Raw genomic sequence first — 18,264 nt, 5'->3', positions numbered from 1 at the left:
TCCAACCGAACGGCGCCGCCCCCACGCCTCCGCGCAGGCGAACATGCTTCCGCCGCGGCCCGGCGCACCGCGTCGCAGACGTACCGCATCGCAGACGCACCGCACCGCACCGCAGGCACATCGCATCGCATGTGCGTCGGATCACATCGCAGGGACCACCGCATCCCAGCGCATCGCAAGACCACCGCAATGCACGTGCACCGCATGGCAGGCGCACACATCAGAGCGCATCTGCACCGCAAGCGCAGCGCACCGCATGAGCACCGCCCGCAGGCATACCGCATCGCAGGCGCAACGCACCGCAAGTGCACCGCAGCGCACCAGCACCGCAAGCGCGCATCGCATCGCATGGCACGCGCACCGCAGCACAGGCGCACCGCAGGCGCACCGCACCGCAGACGCACCGCACCGCAGACGCACCGCACCGCAGACGCACCGCACCGCAGACGCACCGCAGGCGCACCGCACGAGCACCGCACGAGCACCCACGGCACCGCGGGCACCACACCGCAAGCGCACCACGTCGCGGCGCGCCGGCATGTTGGCCGGGGCGGGGCCGAGCGGGGCGGGCCGCTCCCGCCGGTTACCCGATCACTCGGTAGTGGGTCGTCAGGCGGCCGTCATCGTCGAGGACGTGGAAGGCGATCGACGGGGGCTGGTCGTAGTCGGCGCAGGTTTCCGGGGACGTCCCGCCCTTCTCCCACGGCAGCTTCAGCGTCGAGATGACCCCCGGCCCGACCAGCAGCGGACGGCCGGCGAAGGTGGTGGCGGCCGCCGTGTGGGCGTGCCCGACCAGGACGGCGGCCACGTTCGGGTGCCGGGCGATCAACGACTCCAAGGGCTCGGGCCGCCGCAGCCTGATGGCGTCCACGATCGGGCTGTGCAGCACCACCGGCGGATGGTGGAACGCGACGAACACCGGCAGCTCGCGCTCCCCCTCCAGCACACCCTCAAGCCAGGCGATCGTCTCATCGTCCAGCAGCCCCGGGTTCTGACGGGGCGGAATGGAGGAGTCGCACATCGCGTAGACCGCCTTGGAGCTGCGGTAAACCTGGTTGATCGGCTCCCCGCCGGGGTCAGCCGGCTCGCCGAGCAGCACCCGGCGGAATTCCTCCCGCACATCGTGATTGCCGGGACCGACCAGGACGGGGTGGCGTGAAGTGAGCAGCTTGCGCGCCTCCTCGTACTCCTCCGCGACCCCGTGGTCGGCGATGTCGCCGGTGACGAGCACCACGTCGAGATCCCCGGGCAGGTCGTCGAGATAGCGCATCACGGCGTCGGCGCGATCGACGCTGCCGGGTGTGGCGCCGATGTGGATATCGCTCAGATGGGCGATCACGATCATGATTGGAGGTCCTTCCCCTTCTCTCAGGCCCCCTTACGGTACGCCGGACGACCGGACCGACCGTAGATCCAGTTCCGGGCGGAAAGCCCAGGACCAGTTCCGGAGCGGAGGACGCCCTGGCCGAGACGCGGGCGGAACTCGGCGGGCCGACCGGCCGTTCTTCTCCATGAACACCGAAGGAGGGACATGGGCTGGCACTACAACAAGTCAATCAAGGTGGGACCGTTCCGGATCAACCTGTCGCGGCACGGAGTCGGCCACAGTTTCGGCAACCGGCGTTTCCACGTGACGGCCACCCCGGACGGCCGTCGGCACGTGTCCCTGCGCCTGCCTGGGGGCTTCCACGTCGGTAAGACGTTCGGAAAGCGCAAGTACTACAGGCATTACTAAACCCGATATATCGCGCTTTGTCGGGGTAGCAGAGGGCTCATTCGCGAATCTCATGGGAGGAATGCGATGGGCTGGAGCTACCGAAAGTCGATCAAGCTCGGGCCGTTCCGGCTGAACCTTTCCCGCGGTGGCGTGGGACACAGCTGGGGCAACCGGCTGTTCCGGGTGACCCGGACGGCGGAGGGCCGCCGTACGTTGTCGGTCAACCTGCCCGGCGGCTTCCACTGGCGCAAGACCCTCGGCGGTCGCCGCTGACCGCTCGCCATAGAACGGGCCGGAGGTGAAAACCTCCGGCCCGGCCACGGAGCGGCGGCACGTGGAGCAGGCGTGGGCCCAGATCCGCCGTGAGCACGCCACACTGGCCGGATGAAAGTGCTCATTTGGTGAGCACTTTGACCGCAAGAATCGCAGTATCAGGAATCGGAGAGAGGAAACCGACATGCTGCGAGGATTCGCGACGCTGAACTTCTACGCGGCCGACTTCGAGGCGGCCAAGAGCTGGTACGCCGAGCTGCTCGGCATCGAGCCGTACTACGAGGTCCCGGGCGCCTACGCCGAGTTCCGCCTCGGCGACTATCAGCACGAGCTCGGCCTGATCAACAGCCGTTTCGCCCCCGAGGGCGCGACCGACGGGCCCGCGGGTTCGATCATGTACTGGCACGTGGACGACCTGCAGGCCGCGTTCGACCGGCTGCTCAGCATGGGGGCCAAGGAATACCAGCCCATCACCGAGCGGGGCGAGGGCAAGGGCTTCGTGACCGCGTCCGTGGTGGATCCGTTCGGCAACATCCTCGGCATCATGCGGAATCCGCACTACCTCGAGGTGCTGACCGGCAAGCGGCCGGTCTGACATCCTGGACTCGTGTCGCGCCCGCACATCCTGCTCACCGCCCCTCCCCGCACCGGCAAGACCACGGTGATCCGCCGCGTGGCGGAGCTGCTGGAGGGGGCGGGCGTGCCGGTGCGCGGGTTCGTCAGCGACGAGCTACGCGAGCACGGCCACCGGGTGGGCTTCACGGTGGAGGAGTTCGGCGGGGAGAAGGCGGTCATGGCCCATGTCTCGTGGGTGTCGGGGCCCCGGGTCGGGCAGTACGGCGTCAATGTGCCGGAGTTCGAACGCATCGCGCTGCCCGCCATGGAGCGTGCGCTCACCACGAAGGGCGCGGTCGCGCTCATCGACGAGATCGGGCCGATGGAGCTGCTGTCGCCCGCGTTCATGCCACGCTGCGTCGCGCTCTTCGCCGCCGACATCCCCGTCGTGGCCACCATCCACCAGCGCAGCCGCCCGTCGTTGAAGTCGCGTATCGAGGCGGAGCTGATCACCGTCACCCCGCAGAACCGCGACGACCTGCCCCGCACACTCAGCCGCCTGCTGTCGGCCTAACCCGTGCGTACGACACCGCCGGGACGGCTGATCCTGCTCTGCGGACTGCCCGGCTCGGGGAAGACCACGCTGGCCCGGCGGCTGGCCACCGAGCTCCCGGCCGTCCGTCTCTGCCCCGACGAATGGCTCACCCACCTCGGCATCGACCTCTACGACGAGCCGGCCCGCGACCGGCTGGAGAGGCAACTCTGGCGGCACGCGCAGGACCTGCTACGGCTCGGCCAGACCGTCATCCTGGAGTACGGCTTCTGGTCGCGCGAGGAACGCGAGGCGATGCGGCTCGGCGCGCGCACCCTGGGCGCGGCCGTCGAGCTGCGTTATCTCGCGGTGCCCCTGGAGGAGCTGCACCGCCGCCTGGAGAGCCGCAACGCGGCCGGCGATTGGGGCACAGCGCCGATCACCCGCGACCTGCTCGACCGCTGGGCGATGATCTTCGAGCCTCCGACGCCCGAGGAGCTGGCCGGATACGACGCTTGAGTGCGGCGAGGGCGTCGCCGTGATCACACGCACCCGAACCCAGCTCAACAAGGCACTCTTCACCCGCATAAAGATCAAGGGCGGCCGGATCAGCGATGTCGCCTTCCGACCGCCCTTCGACGATCTCTTCCACATGTTCGAATATGGAACACAGGTGGAGCTATGGGGATTCGAACCCCAGACCTCCTCCATGCCATGGAGGCGCGCTACCAACTGCGCTATAGCCCCTTGCGATCACCAAGTGTATCGGAATCCTGAAGCGCCCGTGTCACACCGAAGATCCTGTGATACGTCTTAGGTTGTATGTCCACCTTTGAAGATCATCGCAGCCTGTTGACCAGCGTCGCGTACCGAATCCTGGGCAGTGTCGCCGACGCTGAGGACGTCGTTCAGGAGGCGTGGCTGCGCTGGTCGGGTGTGGATCAGGCGACGGTCGACGACCCCAAGGCCTATCTGATCCGGGTGACCTCGCGGCTGGCCATCGATCGGCTGCGGTGGGCGAAGTCGCGGCGGGAGGCGTACGTCGGGCCGTGGCTGCCGGAGCCGATCAGCACCGAGCCCGACACCGCGGAGCACGCCGAGCTGGCCGAGTCGGTGGAGTTGGCGCTGCTGGTGGTGCTGGAGACGCTGTCGCCGCTGGAGCGGGCCGTGTTCGTGTTACGGGAGGCGTTCGACCTGCCGTTCGCGGAGATCGCCGAGATCATCGGGCGCGCCGAGCCGGCCACCAGGCAGCTCGCGCGGCGGGCGCGGGAGCACGTGCAGGAGAAGCGGCCGCGGTTCGATGTGGACAGGGACGAGCGGAGGCGCATGACCCAGCGGTTCATGAACGCCTCCGCGAACGGCGACCTCGACGGGCTGATCGAGCTGCTGTCCAGCGAGGTCACGATGGTCAGCGACGGCGGCGGCAAGGCCAGGGCGGCACTGCGGATCATCACTGGCGCGGACAACGTCAGCCGCTGGCTGCTGTCGATCAACACGCCGGCGAACATCGCGCGCTTCATGGCCTCGATCGGCATGGCGGAGGCCGCCGGCCTGTCGTTCGAGATGGCGGAGGTGAACGACGGGCCGGCGATCGTGGCCTCGGCGGACGGCAGGGTGATCACGGTCATCTCACTGGTGGTCGCGGACGGCAAGATCGAGACCATCTACCTCCTCGCCAACCCCGAGAAGATCGCGCACCTGCGGGCGGCGGGCTGAACGTCAGGCGGCGCGGCGGACCGGCATGCCGATCTCGCGTACCAGCTCGGGGAGGTCGACTCCGGCGTCCCGGAGGATCCTGGCGGCGCCGTTGGAGCAGTCAGCCAGCAGCCCCCAGATCAGGTCCTCCCCGGTGACCGGGCCGGACCGCCACTGGGCCACCTCGATGACCTTTCTGGCGTGCATGGCCAGGGGGATCTGGCCGAGCGGCCCGTACAACGTCACCCGGAGCGGCCTCAGCCGGGAGCGCCGCAACCGCCACGCGGCTGGCGCGTCGGCGCCTGCCCTGGTGCGGCGGTGCACCAGGTCGAGGTCGATCCCCAGCGTGGCGAGCAACGACCGGGGGTCGCCGACGTCCACACGCTCGCGCACGTCGCTCGCCGACGCGGTGAACGACGTGAGCTCGAACGGCCGTACCTCGGCCAGTCCCAGCAGCATCAGGTCGGCTTCCAGCGCCGGCCGTCCGGCGTCGAGTGCGAGGATCCCGGCCCTGACCACGGCCCGGCGGGCCTCTTCTGTGAACCTGGCGAACACCGTGCTACCCCCTTGTCCGGTGAGCGTGCTTGCGATGGGCGGTCTGCCGCCGAACCCCCAGCGCGTCGGCGATCTGCTCCCACGACCAGCCTTGAGCGCGGGCGTTCGACACGTGCATCGCCTCGAGCTCTTCCAGCAGGGTCCTGAGGGCGGCCACTGCCGCCAGGCCCACTCCGGCGTCGCGATCGGTGGCCGCCTCGGCCAGTTCGGTGACTTCCACGCTGTCAGCATATGCTGACGCGCGGCCGTTTGTCAGCATATGCTGACGCGGTTCTTCACAGCCTCTCGGCGAGGAGCGCGAGCACCGGGAGCGCCTCGGCCGGATGCGGCGGGCCAGCCGCGCCCCCAGCCGCCCATCACCGGCACCCGTGCCGCCGCCATCCGCCTGACCTCGTCCGACGGCACCACGACGTTCGCCGCGTATGAGGCCCGCCCCGACGACGTGCGGGGCGAGTCCTTCCCCTCATGGAGCACATCGTCAAGCTCACCCGTGACGGCATCCAGGCCGATCTTCGGGCGGCCGCCGCGCACCTGGGCGGCGGGCCGGTCGTCGCGCTCGGGTTCTGCATGGGCGGGCGTAACGCGTTCTTCGCCTCGGATCCGCGCTTCGGGTTCGCCGGGGTGATCGGGTTCTACGGGGCTCCCGAGATCGCGGGACCGTACGGGCCGGGGCCGACGCAGCACGCGGCGGAGCTCGGGGCGCCGATCCTGGGCCTGTTCGGCGGGGCCGACGAGGGCATCCCGGCGGAGGCGGTGGCGGAGTTCGGCGAGGCGCTGACGGCGGCGGGGGTGCCGCACGAGAACGTCACGTACCCGCGGGCGCCTCACGGGTTCTTCGATGCGGGGTTCGCCGAGCACGCCGCGGCCTGTGAGGACGCCTGGAAGCGGGTGCTCGGCTTCCTGCCCGGTCTTTAGACGGCGCGGGTCGTGGTGCGCATGGTCAGGGTCGCGCCCTCAAGGGAGAGGGTGACCTCGACCCGGCCCAGCTCCGCCGTGCGGGTGACATGCGTGCCACCGCACGGGATCGACGCCTCGCCCTCGGGCAAAGAGCAGTGCCAGGTACGGCGCGCCGTCAGACCGGGCCCCGGCACGTCCAGCCGGACCGGCGCGTCGGCGGCCACCCAGGCCTTGAGCCGGTCGTTCACCTGCTGGGCGACCAGCTCAGGGTCCAGGCCCTCCGCGGAGAACCCCTTCTTGCGCAGCGACTTGCCCAGGCGGTAGACGTCCACGCTGCCGTATTCGGCGATCCGCGAGGAGGTGATCGCGGCCTGGTCGAAGTCGGGGTGCCCGAGCGCGTCCAGCGGCGCCTCCTTGCGCCACAGGCCGGCGAGGGCCGCGTTGAGCGCGAGAGCGGCCAGATGGCACGCGGTGTGCCCGGCCGAGAGCGCCGTACGGAACGCGGCGTCGACCTCCAGCTCCACCTCGGCCCCCACGGGCAGCGGCGTATCGGTCACGTGGACGACCAGCCACTCCCAGCCTTCGGCGCCGCGCCGCACCGGGATGGCCTCGCCCAGGAAGACCTCGCCAGTGCTCGACTGGGCCCCTGTCACGCAGTCGAGCACCGGCACGCCGCCGACCGTGCCGCGGTCGGCGGGCTGGTCAGGCCAGGTGTGGTCGAGGGGATGGAACGGGGTCTCGGCGACGACGAGGCCGTGCCGGTCCCCCGCCGGCACGGTCCCGACGATCTGAGAGCGGCCCGAGACCTGGCCGCTGGGAAAGGTGACGGCAGTCGATTTCACCTCGTCATTGTCCCAGCGGGCCGCTCGTCCTCCAGGTAGCGGTCGCGGCCGACGTACAGGCCGGTGAGGAGCTGCACGACAAGGACAGCGAAGATCATCGTGTACGTCAGCGCCCAACCCCCCGTCATCTGGTACAGCACGCCGACCAGCAGCGGGCCGGCCCCCGCCATCAGGTAGCCGGCACTCTGGCCGAACGCCGACAACCCGGCCGTGGTCTCCGGCGTACGGGTGCGCAGGCCCAGCATCATCAGCGCCAGCGGGAACGACCCCATGCCGACGGTGATCAGCACCGCCCACACCAGCGCCCACGACATCGGCCCGGCCCAGAGCCCGAGGAACCCGGCCGCGTAGAACGCCACGAGCCCGACCACCACGGGACGCTGGTCCCGGAACCGGGCGGCGACCATGGGCACGACGGCCGAGACGGGGATGTTCAGCGCGGTGAACACCCCGAGGATCAGCCCGGCCTGCGAGGTGCTGTAGCCGCCGTCAACGAGAATCGTGGCGAACCAGCCGAGCATGATGTACGCGATCATCGACTGGGTGCCGAAGTACGTCGCGATCATCCAGGCCATCCGGCTGCCGAGCATCCGGCGGATGCCCGAGTCCCTGCTGCCCGCGTCCCGCTCCGGCTCACTGCGCAGCAGCGCAAGCCACGGAATGGCGGCGACGGCGGCCAGGGCCGCCCACACGCCGAGCGCGATGTGCCAGTCCCCCGAGGCGCGCTCGATCGGCACGGTCGCGGCGGCGGCCAGCATGGTGCCCGTCGCCAGGGCCGTGGTGTAGACGGTGGTCATGATCCCGGTGCGGGCCGGGAAGTGACGCTTGATCAGCGTTGGGATGAGCACGTTGCCGACGGCCCCGCCGGACAGCGCGACCGCGCTGCTCAGCAGGAACACCGGCGCGGACTCGACCAGCGCCCTGACCAGCATGCCCGCGCCCAGCGTGAGCAGGGCAAGCAGGAGCAGCCGGTGCTCACCGACCCGACTGGCCAGCGCCGGGGTGACGACGCCCACGCTGGCGAAGGCGAGGACGGGGAGGGCGGTGAGCAGGCCGGTGCCCACGCTCGACATGCCGAGCGCGCCGGCGAGTTGATCGAGGAGAGGACCGACGCTGGTGACGGCGGTGCGGAGATTGAGTGCGGCGAGGACGATTCCCAACACGAGCAGCCAGGCGAGGGGTGCGGTTCTCCCCCGAGGCTCTTGGGTGAGCACGCTCATGTGAGCACGGTCCTCCACTCATCTAATCATGGGATGAATGGCCAGTGTAACAGGACCGAAACATACGTTTATTCCTGGCCGCCGTGCCGGGCTGGTGATGTGGCGCGGCTCACGTAGCGCCGCGATCGCAGCTGCCGGCCGTAACGGCCCGGCAGCTGCGGGCGCAGGGACGCGCGGGCGGCCGCGGTGGCTCACATGACCGGGCGGGGACCCTCCGGAGGTTCGGTGCCGGGAGGCTTGGGACCGGGCGGCGGAAGGGTGTCGGAGGGTGGCAGGTTGTCGCCACCTACCGTGCCGGGCGGCACCGGCTGGTCGCCACCGTACGTCGAGCCGCGCTGATGCGGGCCGGGCACGTCGCCGCGCCAGCCGCCCGTTTCGCCGCCCCTCGACTCGATGAACATCTTGAAGCGCTTCATGTCGCCCACCACGCGCAGGCGGACCAGCTGCAGCCAGTCGCCGGCGGTCTCGACGAAGCCCTCAGGGTCGTACTCCATCTGCAGCGTGACCCTGGTCGTGTTGTCGTCGAGCCGGTGGAAGGTGACCACACCGGCCTGGTGCGGCTTGTCGGTGGTGCGCCAGGCGATCCGCTCGTCCGGGTGCTGCTCGGTGATGTCGGCCTCGAACTCGCGCCGCACTCCGGCGATCTCCGCGACCCAGGCCGTACGCGTGTCGCTGATCTGCTTGACCGACTCCACGCCTTCCATGAACTCGGGGAAGCTCTCGAACTGCGTCCACTGGTTGTAGGCCACCGTGATGGGGACCTCGACGTCGATTGAGTGCTCGATCGTGCTCATGGGGTGCGCCTCTGCCCGGGCACGCCGCCCGTTAACGCCTTCGCCGCAGCAACCAGTAGAGGCCGACGACGGGCAACACCAACGGGATGAACAGATAGCCCTTGCCGTAGGCGGACCAGACGGTCTCGTCGGGGAAGGCGGCCGGGTCGAGGAGGCTGGCGGTGCCGATGACGAGCACGCCCGCCAGCTCGATGCCGAGCGCGACCAGCGCCACGCGCCGGGCCCCGCGCCAGAGCGCGACGGTGAGCAGGATGTAGACCAGCGCGGCGAACGCCGACAGCGAGTACGCCAGCGGCGCCTCCTGGAACCTGCCGGCGATCTGCACTGCCGCCCGCGCCCCGGCGGCCAGCGAGAACAACCCGTAGACGGCGATCAGGGCACGCCCGGGCCCGGTGCCGAGCGAGGAGGACGCGCTCACGCCACTCCTTGCCAGATCTGCAGCAGCCGGCCCGTCATCACCGCGATCGCGAACCCGGCCACGGCCAGGATCGCCGACCCCCACCTGCTCCGCTCCGCCAGCGCCAGGAACACCCCGGCCGGCGGGATCACGACCTGGCCGGCGAGGTAGCCCCACAGCGTGACCTTGTCCTCGGGGCCCTCTCCCCTGGCCACGGCCGCGATCACGAAGCCCAGCTGCACCAGCACCGCCACCTCGAGCACGGCGAAGCCGATCAGCAGCACCATGCCCATCGGCCGGTTGCGGATCGCGACGATCGCACTCGCCAGCATGAGGACCAGCGAGCCGACGATGACGATCGTGGAGACGGTGGTGTTCATCGCGGTAAGGGTATCGCCAGGGTGGGCCGCCCTCCCGGCACACCCTGCTCGATCGTCGGCGCCTGCCGCGGGCTCACCGACGCCAAGGGGCCACGTGGTGTGGCGGTGGCGGGGCCGGTTGCTCATAGGATCGAAGACGTGGAGAGGATCCTCGTCAGCGCCTGCCTGATGGGCCGCCGGGTGCGTTACGACGGCGGCGCCAAGACCAGCTCGGACGCCCGGCTGGCCGGCTGGCGCGAGGAGGGGCGGCTGGTGCCGTTCTGCCCGGAGGTGGAAGGCGGGCTGCCGATCCCGCGCCCGGCCTCCGAGATCGAGGGTGGGGCCGGCGGGGCGGCCGTGCTCGCCGGCGCCGCCCGGGTGCTGGCGACGGACGGATCCGACGTGACGGCCGAGTTCCTGTCGGGCGCGCACGCCGCGCTCGCCGTCGCCCGGTCCTTCGGGATCCGGCTGGCGGTCCTGAAGGAAGGCAGCCCGTCGTGCGGCGCGCTGTCGATCTACGACGGCACATTCCGCGGCCGTCGCACGCCCGGCCAGGGCGTCACGACGGCGCTGCTGGAGTCCAACGGCATCCGCGTGTTCACCGAGGAGCACGTCGACGAGGCCGCCGCCTACCTGCGGACCCTGGAGTCGTGACCGGGCACACCCGGGAGACGTAGAAGGCCGCGCCGAGGCCGCCGGCCAGCGCGGCCGCGATCGTGCCGTGATACCAGAGCAGCAGCGTGGTGGCCTCGGCCCCCGGTTTCAGCGCGATCGCCAGCATGCCCATCAGCACACCGCCCAGCGCGGCCGCGTGCGTGTAGATCAGCCCGTCCCAGGCCCACTCCCGCCCGGACAGCGCGCCGTACGCCCCGGCGAGCATGGCGAGGCCGCACACCGTCTCCACGATCGAGGCAGGGACGATCACGGGCTGGGTCAGCGGGCCGAGCGCGACCCCGGAGTGCAGCAGCATGGCCGCGAAGAAGACCAGCGCATAGAGCAGCGAGAGCCCGCCCAAGGCTTTGCGCAGTGCGTCCATGCCGACCACGGTCCCACCGCGGCCCGACCGGGCCATCGTCCCCAGGGAGGCCGTCGCGGTACGACCTGCGCAGTAGAGCCGCGCGGGAGAAATCCTCATTTTTCCGGAAACCTTCCCAGCTTCTCGCGAGTCGTACAGGTGGGGCGCGTTGGATCGGTGGGACGCGCTTGGGGGCCCGATTCATTCGGAAACGGGGAAAGGGATTCGGCAATGGCTGTCGACCTGAACAATGAACGACCCCTGGCCTGGGACTCGGCCACGCTCAACGCGGACACCAAAGCGATGCTGGACAATCTCCAGCCGAACATCCTGCGCGCGCATGTACGCGAGCACCTGTCCGTTCTGTTCGTCCGGTTCAACGATGTGCCCGAGGGCAGGGCGTTCCTGCGGCACATCGCGACCACCAAGATGAAGTCGGCGCGCAAGCACCTGGAGGAGGTACGCGAGTTCGCCGCCCGCGGCCGCCCCGGCACGCCGTACGTCGGCATCGGCATCAGCAAGGCCGGATACATCGATCTCGGCCACTCGCTGGACGAGATGCGCAAGTTCGGCGACAAGGTGTTCCGCGACGGCATGAAGCGGCGGATCGCCGAGGTGAACGACCCGCCGGTGGACCAGTGGGAGTGGGTCTTCCAGCGGGAGATCCACGCCGTCATCCTCATCGGCGACGCCGAGCCCGAGCCGGTGGCGGCGCTGCGCGAAGAAATCCTGGCTGAGCTGCCGGACAGCGCCCGGCTGCTCGGCGAGGAGACCGGGCAGGGCATGCGCAACCCGGCCGGCGACGGCATCGAGCACTTCGGCTACGTGGACGGCCGCAGCCAGCCGCTGTTCCTGAAGGACGAGGTGGAACGGGAGCCGCGCAAGCGCTGGGATCCGGCGTTCCCGCTGGCCAACGTGCTGGTGCCGGACCCGCTCGCGCCGAGCCCCGTGCGCCACCACGGCAGCTACTTCGTGTTCAGGAAGCTGGAGCAGAACGTCAGGGCGTTCAAGGAGATCGAGCGGGACCTGGCCGACGGCCTCGGCCTGACCGGTGCCGACCGCGACCGGGCGGGCGCCATGCTGGTCGGCCGCTTCAAGGACGGCACGCCGCTGACCAGCAAGGCGAAGGCGGCCGGCGGGCCGGTGGCCAACGACTTCACCTATGACGGGGACGACGGCAGCAAGTGCCCGTTCAGCGGCCACGTCAGGAAGACGAACCCGCGTTCGTTCGGGCGTGAGGTGATCATGGCCAGGCGCGGGCAAACGTACGGGGAGCGCGCGGACGACCCCTCGGACGACTCGCCGCCGGAGAACCGGCCGAGCGGCGAGGTCGGACTGCTGTTCATGGCCTTCAACAGCAGCCTGATCAGCCAGTTCGAGTTCACGCAGCAGACCTGGGCGAACAATCCGGACTTCGAGAACCCGGCAACCGGCCACGACCCGGTCATCGGCCAGGGAGACCGGGACATCAAGGTCGCCTTCCCCAAGGTCTGGGGCAAGCCGGAGATGTCGCTCCCGCAGGCCCAGGTGGCGCAGACGGTCACGATGAAGGGCGGGGAGTACTTCTTCGCGCCGTCCCTCGCGTATCTGCGCAATCTCTGATCATCAGCCTCCACCAGGCCCTCGCCGACTGGGCCGCATGGGCCAAGGACGCAGGCCTGGCCACGGACGAGTGAGGATGCATCGAAGGATGTACGCCGGTTTCGGTCCGGTGGAGGAGGCGCCCGCTCTCCCGTGACCAGAGGATCGTCACATGACGATCGGACTGATGCTCACCCTCGCCGCCCTGGCGGTGATCGACAGCACCAGCTTCGGCACCCTGGTCATCCCCATCTACCTCCTGCTGGCCTCGGAACGATCCCGCGTGTCCCGGCTGCTGATCTACCTCGGCACCATCGCGCTCTTCTACTTCCTGGTCGGGGTGGCGCTGACGCTGGGGCTCGCGGCGGCCATGGAGAGCTTCGGCGACGCGCTGTACAGCCGCCCGGCGTACTGGGTGCAGCTCGTCCTGGGGGTGGGGCTGTTCGCGCTCAGCTACAGGTTCGACCCCAAGAGGCGGGCGAAGCTGGGCAAGCCGGAGCGCCGGTTCGAGCCGCGCACCGGCGGCCCGCGCGTCATGGTGGTGCTCGGGCTGACGGCCGGGGTGGTCGAGGTGGCGACGATGGTGCCGTACCTGGCGGCCGTCGGCATCATGACCACCTCCGGCCTGCCCCCGGGGCAGTGGCTGCCGCTGCTCGCCGGCTACGTGCTCATCATGATCGTGCCGCCGCTGGCGCTCATGGGGCTGCGCGCGGTGGCCGCATCCTGGCTGGAGCCGAAGCTGGAGCGGCTGCGGGCGTGGCTCACCAAGAACTCGGCCTCGATGGTCAGCTGGGCCCTGGCCATCGTCGGATTGCTGCTTGCCTTGGACGCGGTGTCCTACCTGTTCTCCAAGGGACCCTAGGATCAGATCTCCGGGGGGAGATCTGAGATGTTGCGAGCCTTTTTCAGGACCGAGGCCGGCAGTACGAGCGTGTTGCTCGTCGCCACCGCCTTGGCCCTGCTCTGGGCGAATTCCCCGTGGGGGGACACCTACGAGGCCTTCTGGCACACGCCGATGGGTCTGTCCTTCGGGGACGCCGTCTTCTCGCTGGATCTGCGGCACTGGGTCAACGACGGCCTCATGACGCTGTTCTTCTTCGTCGTCGGGCTCGAGGTCTCCTACGAGATGCGGCTCGGGCAGCTGCGGGATCGGCGCCTGATCGCGGTGCCGGCGGTGGCGGCCTTGGGCGGCATGCTGGTGCCGGCCGGGATCTACCTGCTGCTCAACTTCGGCGGGCCCGGAGCCGCCGGGTGGGGCGTGCCGATCGCCACCGACACCGCTTTCGTGCTGGGCGTGCTGGCCATCGTGGGAGCGCGGTGTCCCGATCCGCTGCGGGCTTTCCTGCTGACCCTGGCCATCGTGGACGACGTGCTGGCGATCATCATCATCGCCCTGTTCTACACCGAGAGCCTGGCCCTGCCCGCCCTCGTGGTGGCCGCCGTGCTGCTGGCCGCGATCATGACGTTGCGGTGGTTGAAGATCTGGCGCGCGCCGGCGTACATCGTGCTGGGGTTCGGGCTCTGGGTGGCCACGTTGGAGAGCGGGATCCACCCCACGCTCATCGGGATCGCGCTGGGCGTCCTGGTCTTCGTATACGCCCCGACCGACCATAAGCTGCTGATGGCCGGCGAGGCGGTGCACGAGTTCACCACCGAGCCGAGCGCGCGGGCGGCCAGGGAGGCCGCGCGGCGGGTGCAGATGGCCGTTTCCGTGAACGAGCGGCTGCAGCTGCGGCTGCACCCGTGGAGCAGCTATGTGATCGTGCCGGTGTTCGCACTGGCGAACGCCGGCGTGCGGCTCGACGCCGAGACCCTGCGGGCTGCGCTCACGTCGCCGGTGGCCATCGGCGTGGCGCTGGGGCTGCTGCTGGGGAAGTTCATCGGGATCTCGCTCGGCACGTGGCTGCCGCTCAGGTTCGGATGGGGCATCCTGCCCGGAAACCTGGTGTGGGGTCAGCTGCTGGGCGGGGCCGCCGTGTCCGGGATCGGATTCACCGTGGCGTTGTTCATCGTGGACCTGGCCTTCGACGATCCGGCGATCCAGGCCGAGGCGAAGATCGGCATCCTGGCCGGGTCGCTGCTCTCCGCCCTGCTGGGCTGGGTGATCTTCCGGATGGCCTGGGATCGGGGCGGCGTCTGCGCTCCGCCCGAGGCCGAGCCGGACGAGGAGCTGTCGGAGCTGCTGTCCGTACCCGTGGGGCCCGGCGACCACGTGCGGGGTCCGCAGGACGCCAGGATCACGATCGTGGAGTACGGCGATTTCGAGTGCCCGTACTGCGGCCGCCTCCATCCCGTGCTGGAGGAGCTCCGCGACAAGAACCCCGACGTACGGATGGTGTTCCGGCACTTCCCGCTCAGGACCCTGCACCCCCGGGCCGCGCCTGCCGCGATCGTCGCCGAGGCCGCGGCCGATCAGGACAGGTTCTGGGAAATGCACGACATCCTCTACGACAACCAGCGCTTCCTCACGGACGCCGACCTGGCGCACTATGCCGCCCAGCTGGATGTCGAGCCCTGGTCCGACGTGCCGAGACACGTCTCCAGGATCGGGCTCGACGAGGCGTCGGGGCGCGACAGCGGGGTGCGCGGCACGCCCACGCTCTTCCTGAACGGCGTGCGTTACCAGGGTCCGCTGAACCTGGCTTCGATCAGCCGGGCCTTGGAAGAACTGCGCGAATCCCCGTAAGGTCTTCGGCGTCACCTCACCTGCGGGAGCTTTTGATGATCAGCACGTCCTTCGCCATCGTCACCATCGCGGGCCTCATCCTGCTGAGCGTGCTGCTGGTGGGCGGCATCATCATGATGGCGATGCGCAGACGCGACCACGGGCGCGCGTCGGTCATCGGGATCATGGGCTGCGTCGTGCTGCTGGTGGGAACGGTGTTCAACATCGCACGGGGCCTCGTCGACGAGGCGGTGGCCGACGTCGTGGGCTTGGCGCCGGCGCTCACCATCTCGAACGCCATCTCCCTGCTCTTCAGCCTCACCGGCACAGCCCTGCTGATCGGGGCCGTGGTGACCCGGCGCAACCCGCAGCAGCCCGCGCCACCCCAGGGGCCGGGCCGGCAGCCGCCGCAGCAGCCCGAGTGGGGGCAGCCGCCCTTCCAGCAGCAGCCCCCCGGCCGGCAGAACCCGCCGAACCCACCCTTCAACCCCTGGGATACGCGTCCCAGCTGATCTCGCCGGCCGCCGGCTTCCGTCGCGCGTACAGATGTCATGCCACCTGGGCGGGAAAGCCGGCGAGAGTGTGACAATGTGGGCGGAAAACCCGACACTCCGCAGCGTGCTCGAGGGCCTCATGAATCCACATCAGCCTGACCGGCAGGACCCGGATCCCGACCAGACGATCAGGCACCGTTACCCCCATCCCACGCAACCACCGCATCGGCAGGACCCTCCGTCCACGCAGCGCCTGCCGTACACCCCGGACATGCTGCCCGACGTGCCCCACTACGAGGCGAAGCCTCCGAAGTCCGCCTGGTGGTGGGTGATCGTGGTCGGCGGACTGGTGCTGCTGATCGCGGCCGTGGCCGTGGCCGCGCTGCTGTGGGTACGCAGCACCGCCGACGCGACGCCCACCGGCATGCCGCGCGCGCTCCACGGCGTCACGCGCGCGTGAATTCCATGACCCAGTTCGTCTCCCAGGACTCCTCGCCCTCCTCCGAGAAGGCCTGCTCCCACCGGGCCGTGTCCCGGTCGATGACGGTCCAGATGAACCGGCACCGCACCCGCCTGCCCTCGTAGGTCTCCTCACCGAAGAACTCACCCCGGTTCCCCTCGAACGCGCCCACCATGGGACGGGTGTCGAGCACGCCCAGCCTGCTGCTGGCCCAGTAGATCGACCACTGCCGCGTCTCCGGGTTGTACACGCGGACGGTCAGCCCACTGGAGCCCTTGGTCGGGAAGGTGATCTCGTCGAAGCTGGCCGCCCCGTCGAAGTGCCGGGTCGCCACCGACTGCCCGGGAAACTCGTCCCATTCGCCCGGCTTCACCAGGCGGCGGTTGACGACGTTCCAGCGGCCGGCGAAAAAGTCGAAATCGTTCATGCGGCCGACCGTAGGCCGGGGTCACTGACAGGTAATGTCAGCGACTATGCGGGCTTCTCGCCTTGTTTCGATCCTGCTGCTCCTGCAGACGCGCGGCCGGATGACCGCGCGGGAGCTGGCCGACCGGCTCGAGGTCTCGGTACGCACCATCTACCGCGACGTCGAATCCCTCCACACGGCCGGCATCCCGTTGTACGGCGACGCCGGGCCGCAGGGCGGCTACCAGCTGCTCGACGGCTACCGCACCAGGCTCACCGGCCTGACCGCGGACGAGGCGGAGTCGTTGTTCCTGGCCGGGCTGCCGGGTCCCGCGGCGGAGCTGGGGCTGGGCGCGGTGGTGACGGCCGCGCAGCTCAAGCTGATGGCCGCGCTGCCGGTCGAGCTGCGCGATCGGGCCGGGCGCATCCAGGAGCGCTTCCACCTGGACGCGCCCACCTGGTATCGGGACCGGGAGCCGGTCACGTACCTGCCGGCCGTGGCCGACGCCGTCTGGAACGAGCGGCGCATCCAGGTCAGATACCGGCGGTGGAAGGCGCCGCAGGAGGTGGAGCGGCGGCTGGACCCGTACGGGCTGGTGGTCAAGGCGGGGCGGTGGTATCTGGTAGCGCGCGCGGGCGAGGACGTGCGCACGTACCGGGTCTCGCAGATCCTCGATCTGCATCCGCTGGAGGAGGGGTTCACCCGGCCGGAGGGCTTCGATCTGGCGGCGTACTGGCAGGAATACCTGGCCGCGTTCGAGGCCGGCCTGCGGTGGGGTGAGGCGGTGGTCCGGCTCTCGCCGCGCGGCCTGGAGCGGCTGGCGAATCTCATGACGCCGGGTGTGGTGGCCGCGGCGCGGGAGAGCGCTGGGCCACCGGACGAGGAGGGCTGGACTCGGGTCACGGTGCCGATCGAGTCGATCGAGCACGCGCTCGGGGAGTTTCTCCGGCTGGGCGTGGACGCCGAGGTGCTGGCCCCCGGCGAGCTGCGTGATCGGCTGGCGGGCGTGGCGAAGGTGCTCGGGGAACGGTACGGGAGCGCCTGAACCCCTTATTTATGGGGATATTTCGCTGTAAAGACTCCCCCGCCCCGGAGAGCGCGCCATGGACCTGCGCGACCGTCTGCTGGTCCAGGTCAGCGTCAGGGACGTCTACGACGCGGTGGCGCTGGCCGGGCATCCCGGCTCCGGCCTGGTCTTCACCGGCCAGGCGGGGCACGACGCGGTCCGCATGGTGCGCCGGAGCGGCTACGACGGGCCGCTGCTCGCCGATCGGCGGCGTTACGCCGGGTCGGCGCGGGTACGGGGCACGGCCAGGCTGTCGGCGGACTGGATCGCGGACCAGGTGGAGTCGGGGGCGACGGCCCCGCTCACCGACTCCGGATATATCGGCAAAGGGGACCATGAAGCCCTGCATGCCATCCTCGAGCAGGCCGCCCAATGGGACGGTGTGATCGCCGTGCTTCCCGTCCACGCGCAGTGGGTCGCCGAGGACCGGCCCGTTCTCCTGCGGGCGGTCGCCGGCTACGGGACGCCGGTGGCGCTGGTCGTCGAGGACGGGCCGCCGTACCGGCCGCTGCCGTTCCCGCTGCTCTCGGCGGGCGTGCCGGCGCTGGCCGCGCTGGCGCACGGCGCCGAGTGGGCCGCGGTCGGCGTCCGCGAGGTGCTGCGCCACCTCTACCCGGAGCGGCGCGATAGGCCGGAGAGAGCGAGGGACGAGGCCAACGGAGGCCGCAGCAAGCGCGACCATGAACACGGGCGGCGCGATAGGCCGGAGAGAGCGAGGGACGAGGCCAACGGAGGCCGCAG

At 70.1% G+C, this 18,264-nt stretch carries 25 protein-coding genes and 1 tRNA gene; 15 read left to right on the top strand and 11 right to left on the bottom strand.

Going from position 1 to position 18,264, the window contains the following annotated elements; translation table 11 throughout:
• Window positions 1-583: 583 nt before the first annotated feature.
• Window positions 584-1,345 carry a metallophosphoesterase gene (locus Q9G87_RS43295; RefSeq protein WP_305922444.1) on the bottom strand — a complete coding sequence of 254 codons (762 nt, stop codon included), beginning with the start codon at window positions 1,343-1,345 and terminating at the stop codon, window positions 584-586.
• A gap of 186 nt (window positions 1,346-1,531) precedes the next feature.
• Between Q9G87_RS43295 and Q9G87_RS43290 the strand changes: the two genes are divergently transcribed.
• From Q9G87_RS43290 to Q9G87_RS43270, 5 genes are all read left to right on the top strand, one after another.
• Window positions 1,532-1,735: a DUF4236 domain-containing protein gene (locus Q9G87_RS43290; RefSeq protein ID WP_138666837.1), complete on the top strand. Its 204-nt coding sequence runs from the start codon at window positions 1,532-1,534 to the stop codon at window positions 1,733-1,735.
• A gap of 66 nt (window positions 1,736-1,801) precedes the next feature.
• Window positions 1,802-1,990, top strand: a complete 189-nt coding sequence (locus Q9G87_RS43285; RefSeq protein ID WP_305922443.1) for a DUF4236 domain-containing protein — start codon at window positions 1,802-1,804, stop codon at window positions 1,988-1,990.
• 184 nt (window positions 1,991-2,174) lie between these two features.
• Entirely contained in the window at window positions 2,175-2,585 is a 411-nt protein-coding gene (locus Q9G87_RS43280) for a VOC family protein (protein WP_305922442.1), read from the top strand.
• A gap of 12 nt (window positions 2,586-2,597) precedes the next feature.
• Window positions 2,598-3,119, top strand: a complete 522-nt coding sequence (locus Q9G87_RS43275) for a nucleoside-triphosphatase (RefSeq protein WP_305922441.1) — start codon at window positions 2,598-2,600, stop codon at window positions 3,117-3,119.
• A gap of 3 nt (window positions 3,120-3,122) precedes the next feature.
• Window positions 3,123-3,596, top strand: a complete 474-nt coding sequence (locus tag Q9G87_RS43270) for an AAA family ATPase (RefSeq protein WP_305922440.1) — start codon at window positions 3,123-3,125, stop codon at window positions 3,594-3,596.
• 155 nt (window positions 3,597-3,751) lie between these two features.
• Here Q9G87_RS43270 and Q9G87_RS43265 read toward each other — a convergent pair.
• A tRNA-Ala gene (locus Q9G87_RS43265) sits at window positions 3,752-3,824 on the bottom strand.
• Window positions 3,825-3,899: 75 nt separating this feature from the next.
• On the opposite strand from Q9G87_RS43265, the gene Q9G87_RS43260 reads away from it, so the two are divergent.
• Entirely contained in the window at window positions 3,900-4,793 is an 894-nt protein-coding gene (locus Q9G87_RS43260; protein WP_305922439.1) for an RNA polymerase sigma-70 factor, read from the top strand.
• A 3-nt stretch (window positions 4,794-4,796) separates the two neighbouring features.
• Here Q9G87_RS43260 and Q9G87_RS43255 read toward each other — a convergent pair whose 3' ends face one another.
• Window positions 4,797-5,327, bottom strand: coding sequence for a Clp protease N-terminal domain-containing protein (locus Q9G87_RS43255; RefSeq protein WP_305922438.1), 531 nt, complete (start codon window positions 5,325-5,327; stop codon window positions 4,797-4,799).
• 4 nt (window positions 5,328-5,331) lie between these two features.
• On the bottom strand, window positions 5,332-5,547 hold the full coding sequence (locus tag Q9G87_RS43250) for a helix-turn-helix domain-containing protein (protein WP_305922437.1): 216 nt from the start codon (window positions 5,545-5,547) through the stop codon (window positions 5,332-5,334).
• Window positions 5,548-5,792: 245 nt separating this feature from the next.
• Here Q9G87_RS43250 and Q9G87_RS43245 point away from each other — a divergent pair, with 245 nt between their 5' ends.
• Window positions 5,793-6,242 (top strand): dienelactone hydrolase family protein, encoded by a 450-nt coding sequence (locus tag Q9G87_RS43245; protein WP_305922436.1) that lies wholly within the window; start codon window positions 5,793-5,795, stop codon window positions 6,240-6,242.
• On the opposite strand, the gene Q9G87_RS43240 is transcribed toward Q9G87_RS43245, so the two are convergent.
• From Q9G87_RS43240 to Q9G87_RS43220, 5 genes are all read right to left on the bottom strand, one after another.
• On the bottom strand, window positions 6,239-7,066 hold the full coding sequence (locus Q9G87_RS43240) for an alanyl-tRNA editing protein (RefSeq protein ID WP_305922435.1): 828 nt from the start codon (window positions 7,064-7,066) through the stop codon (window positions 6,239-6,241). The two genes, Q9G87_RS43245 and Q9G87_RS43240, sit on opposite strands and share 4 nt — an antisense overlap.
• Entirely contained in the window at window positions 7,063-8,286 is a 1,224-nt protein-coding gene (locus Q9G87_RS43235; RefSeq protein WP_305922434.1) for a CynX/NimT family MFS transporter, read from the bottom strand. The genes Q9G87_RS43240 and Q9G87_RS43235 overlap by 4 nt, the downstream gene beginning before the upstream one ends.
• Window positions 8,287-8,477: 191 nt before the next feature.
• Window positions 8,478-9,080: an SRPBCC family protein gene (locus Q9G87_RS43230; RefSeq protein WP_305922433.1), complete on the bottom strand. Its 603-nt coding sequence runs from the start codon at window positions 9,078-9,080 to the stop codon at window positions 8,478-8,480.
• 31 nt (window positions 9,081-9,111) lie between these two features.
• Window positions 9,112-9,498, bottom strand: a complete 387-nt coding sequence (locus Q9G87_RS43225) for a hypothetical protein (protein ID WP_305922432.1) — start codon at window positions 9,496-9,498, stop codon at window positions 9,112-9,114.
• The gene (locus Q9G87_RS43220; RefSeq protein ID WP_305922431.1) at window positions 9,495-9,857 is read right to left on the bottom strand and encodes a hypothetical protein; all 363 of its coding nucleotides are present in this window, start codon (window positions 9,855-9,857) and stop codon (window positions 9,495-9,497) included. The genes Q9G87_RS43225 and Q9G87_RS43220 overlap by 4 nt, the downstream gene beginning before the upstream one ends.
• A gap of 138 nt (window positions 9,858-9,995) precedes the next feature.
• On the opposite strand from Q9G87_RS43220, the gene Q9G87_RS43215 reads away from it, so the two are divergent.
• The gene (locus tag Q9G87_RS43215; RefSeq protein ID WP_305922430.1) at window positions 9,996-10,490 is read left to right on the top strand and encodes a DUF523 domain-containing protein; all 495 of its coding nucleotides are present in this window, start codon (window positions 9,996-9,998) and stop codon (window positions 10,488-10,490) included.
• On the opposite strand, the gene Q9G87_RS43210 is transcribed toward Q9G87_RS43215, so the two are convergent.
• Complete coding sequence (locus Q9G87_RS43210; protein WP_305922429.1) at window positions 10,435-10,971, bottom strand: hypothetical protein; 537 nt, start codon at window positions 10,969-10,971, stop codon at window positions 10,435-10,437. The two genes, Q9G87_RS43215 and Q9G87_RS43210, sit on opposite strands and share 56 nt — an antisense overlap.
• A 111-nt stretch (window positions 10,972-11,082) precedes the next feature.
• Here Q9G87_RS43210 and Q9G87_RS43205 point away from each other — a divergent pair, with 111 nt between their 5' ends.
• The 5 genes from Q9G87_RS43205 to Q9G87_RS43185 all read left to right on the top strand — a co-directional run bounded on the left by Q9G87_RS43205 (window position 11,083) and on the right by Q9G87_RS43185 (window position 16,051).
• Window positions 11,083-12,453, top strand: coding sequence for a Dyp-type peroxidase (locus Q9G87_RS43205; protein ID WP_305922428.1), 1,371 nt, complete (start codon window positions 11,083-11,085; stop codon window positions 12,451-12,453).
• 151 nt (window positions 12,454-12,604) lie between these two features.
• Window positions 12,605-13,294 (top strand): GAP family protein, encoded by a 690-nt coding sequence (locus Q9G87_RS43200; protein ID WP_305922427.1) that lies wholly within the window; start codon window positions 12,605-12,607, stop codon window positions 13,292-13,294.
• Window positions 13,295-13,321: 27 nt separating this feature from the next.
• Window positions 13,322-15,118 carry a Na+/H+ antiporter NhaA gene (gene nhaA / locus Q9G87_RS43195; protein WP_305922426.1) on the top strand — a complete coding sequence of 599 codons (1,797 nt, stop codon included), beginning with the start codon at window positions 13,322-13,324 and terminating at the stop codon, window positions 15,116-15,118.
• Window positions 15,119-15,153: 35 nt separating this feature from the next.
• The gene (locus Q9G87_RS43190) at window positions 15,154-15,609 is read left to right on the top strand and encodes a hypothetical protein (protein WP_305922425.1); all 456 of its coding nucleotides are present in this window, start codon (window positions 15,154-15,156) and stop codon (window positions 15,607-15,609) included.
• A 121-nt stretch (window positions 15,610-15,730) separates the two neighbouring features.
• Complete coding sequence (locus tag Q9G87_RS43185; RefSeq protein WP_305922424.1) at window positions 15,731-16,051, top strand: hypothetical protein; 321 nt, start codon at window positions 15,731-15,733, stop codon at window positions 16,049-16,051.
• Here Q9G87_RS43185 and Q9G87_RS43180 read toward each other — a convergent pair.
• The gene (locus Q9G87_RS43180; RefSeq protein WP_305922423.1) at window positions 16,038-16,478 is read right to left on the bottom strand and encodes a hypothetical protein; all 441 of its coding nucleotides are present in this window, start codon (window positions 16,476-16,478) and stop codon (window positions 16,038-16,040) included. The genes Q9G87_RS43185 and Q9G87_RS43180 overlap by 14 nt on opposite strands.
• Window positions 16,479-16,524: 46 nt before the next feature.
• Here Q9G87_RS43180 and Q9G87_RS43175 point away from each other — a divergent pair, with 46 nt between their 5' ends.
• Window positions 16,525-17,502: a helix-turn-helix transcriptional regulator gene (locus Q9G87_RS43175; protein WP_305922422.1), complete on the top strand. Its 978-nt coding sequence runs from the start codon at window positions 16,525-16,527 to the stop codon at window positions 17,500-17,502.
• 58 nt (window positions 17,503-17,560) lie between these two features.
• Window positions 17,561-18,264: NADPH-dependent FMN reductase family protein (locus Q9G87_RS43170; protein WP_305922421.1), on the top strand; the 704-nt coding region annotated here is incomplete at its 3' end.

Source organism: Nonomuraea turcica (assembly GCF_030718205.1).
GTDB lineage: Bacteria > Actinomycetota > Actinomycetes > Streptosporangiales > Streptosporangiaceae > Nonomuraea.
Note: the sequence above shows the minus strand (reverse complement) of the source record. Positions and strands in the feature narration are given on the sequence as shown.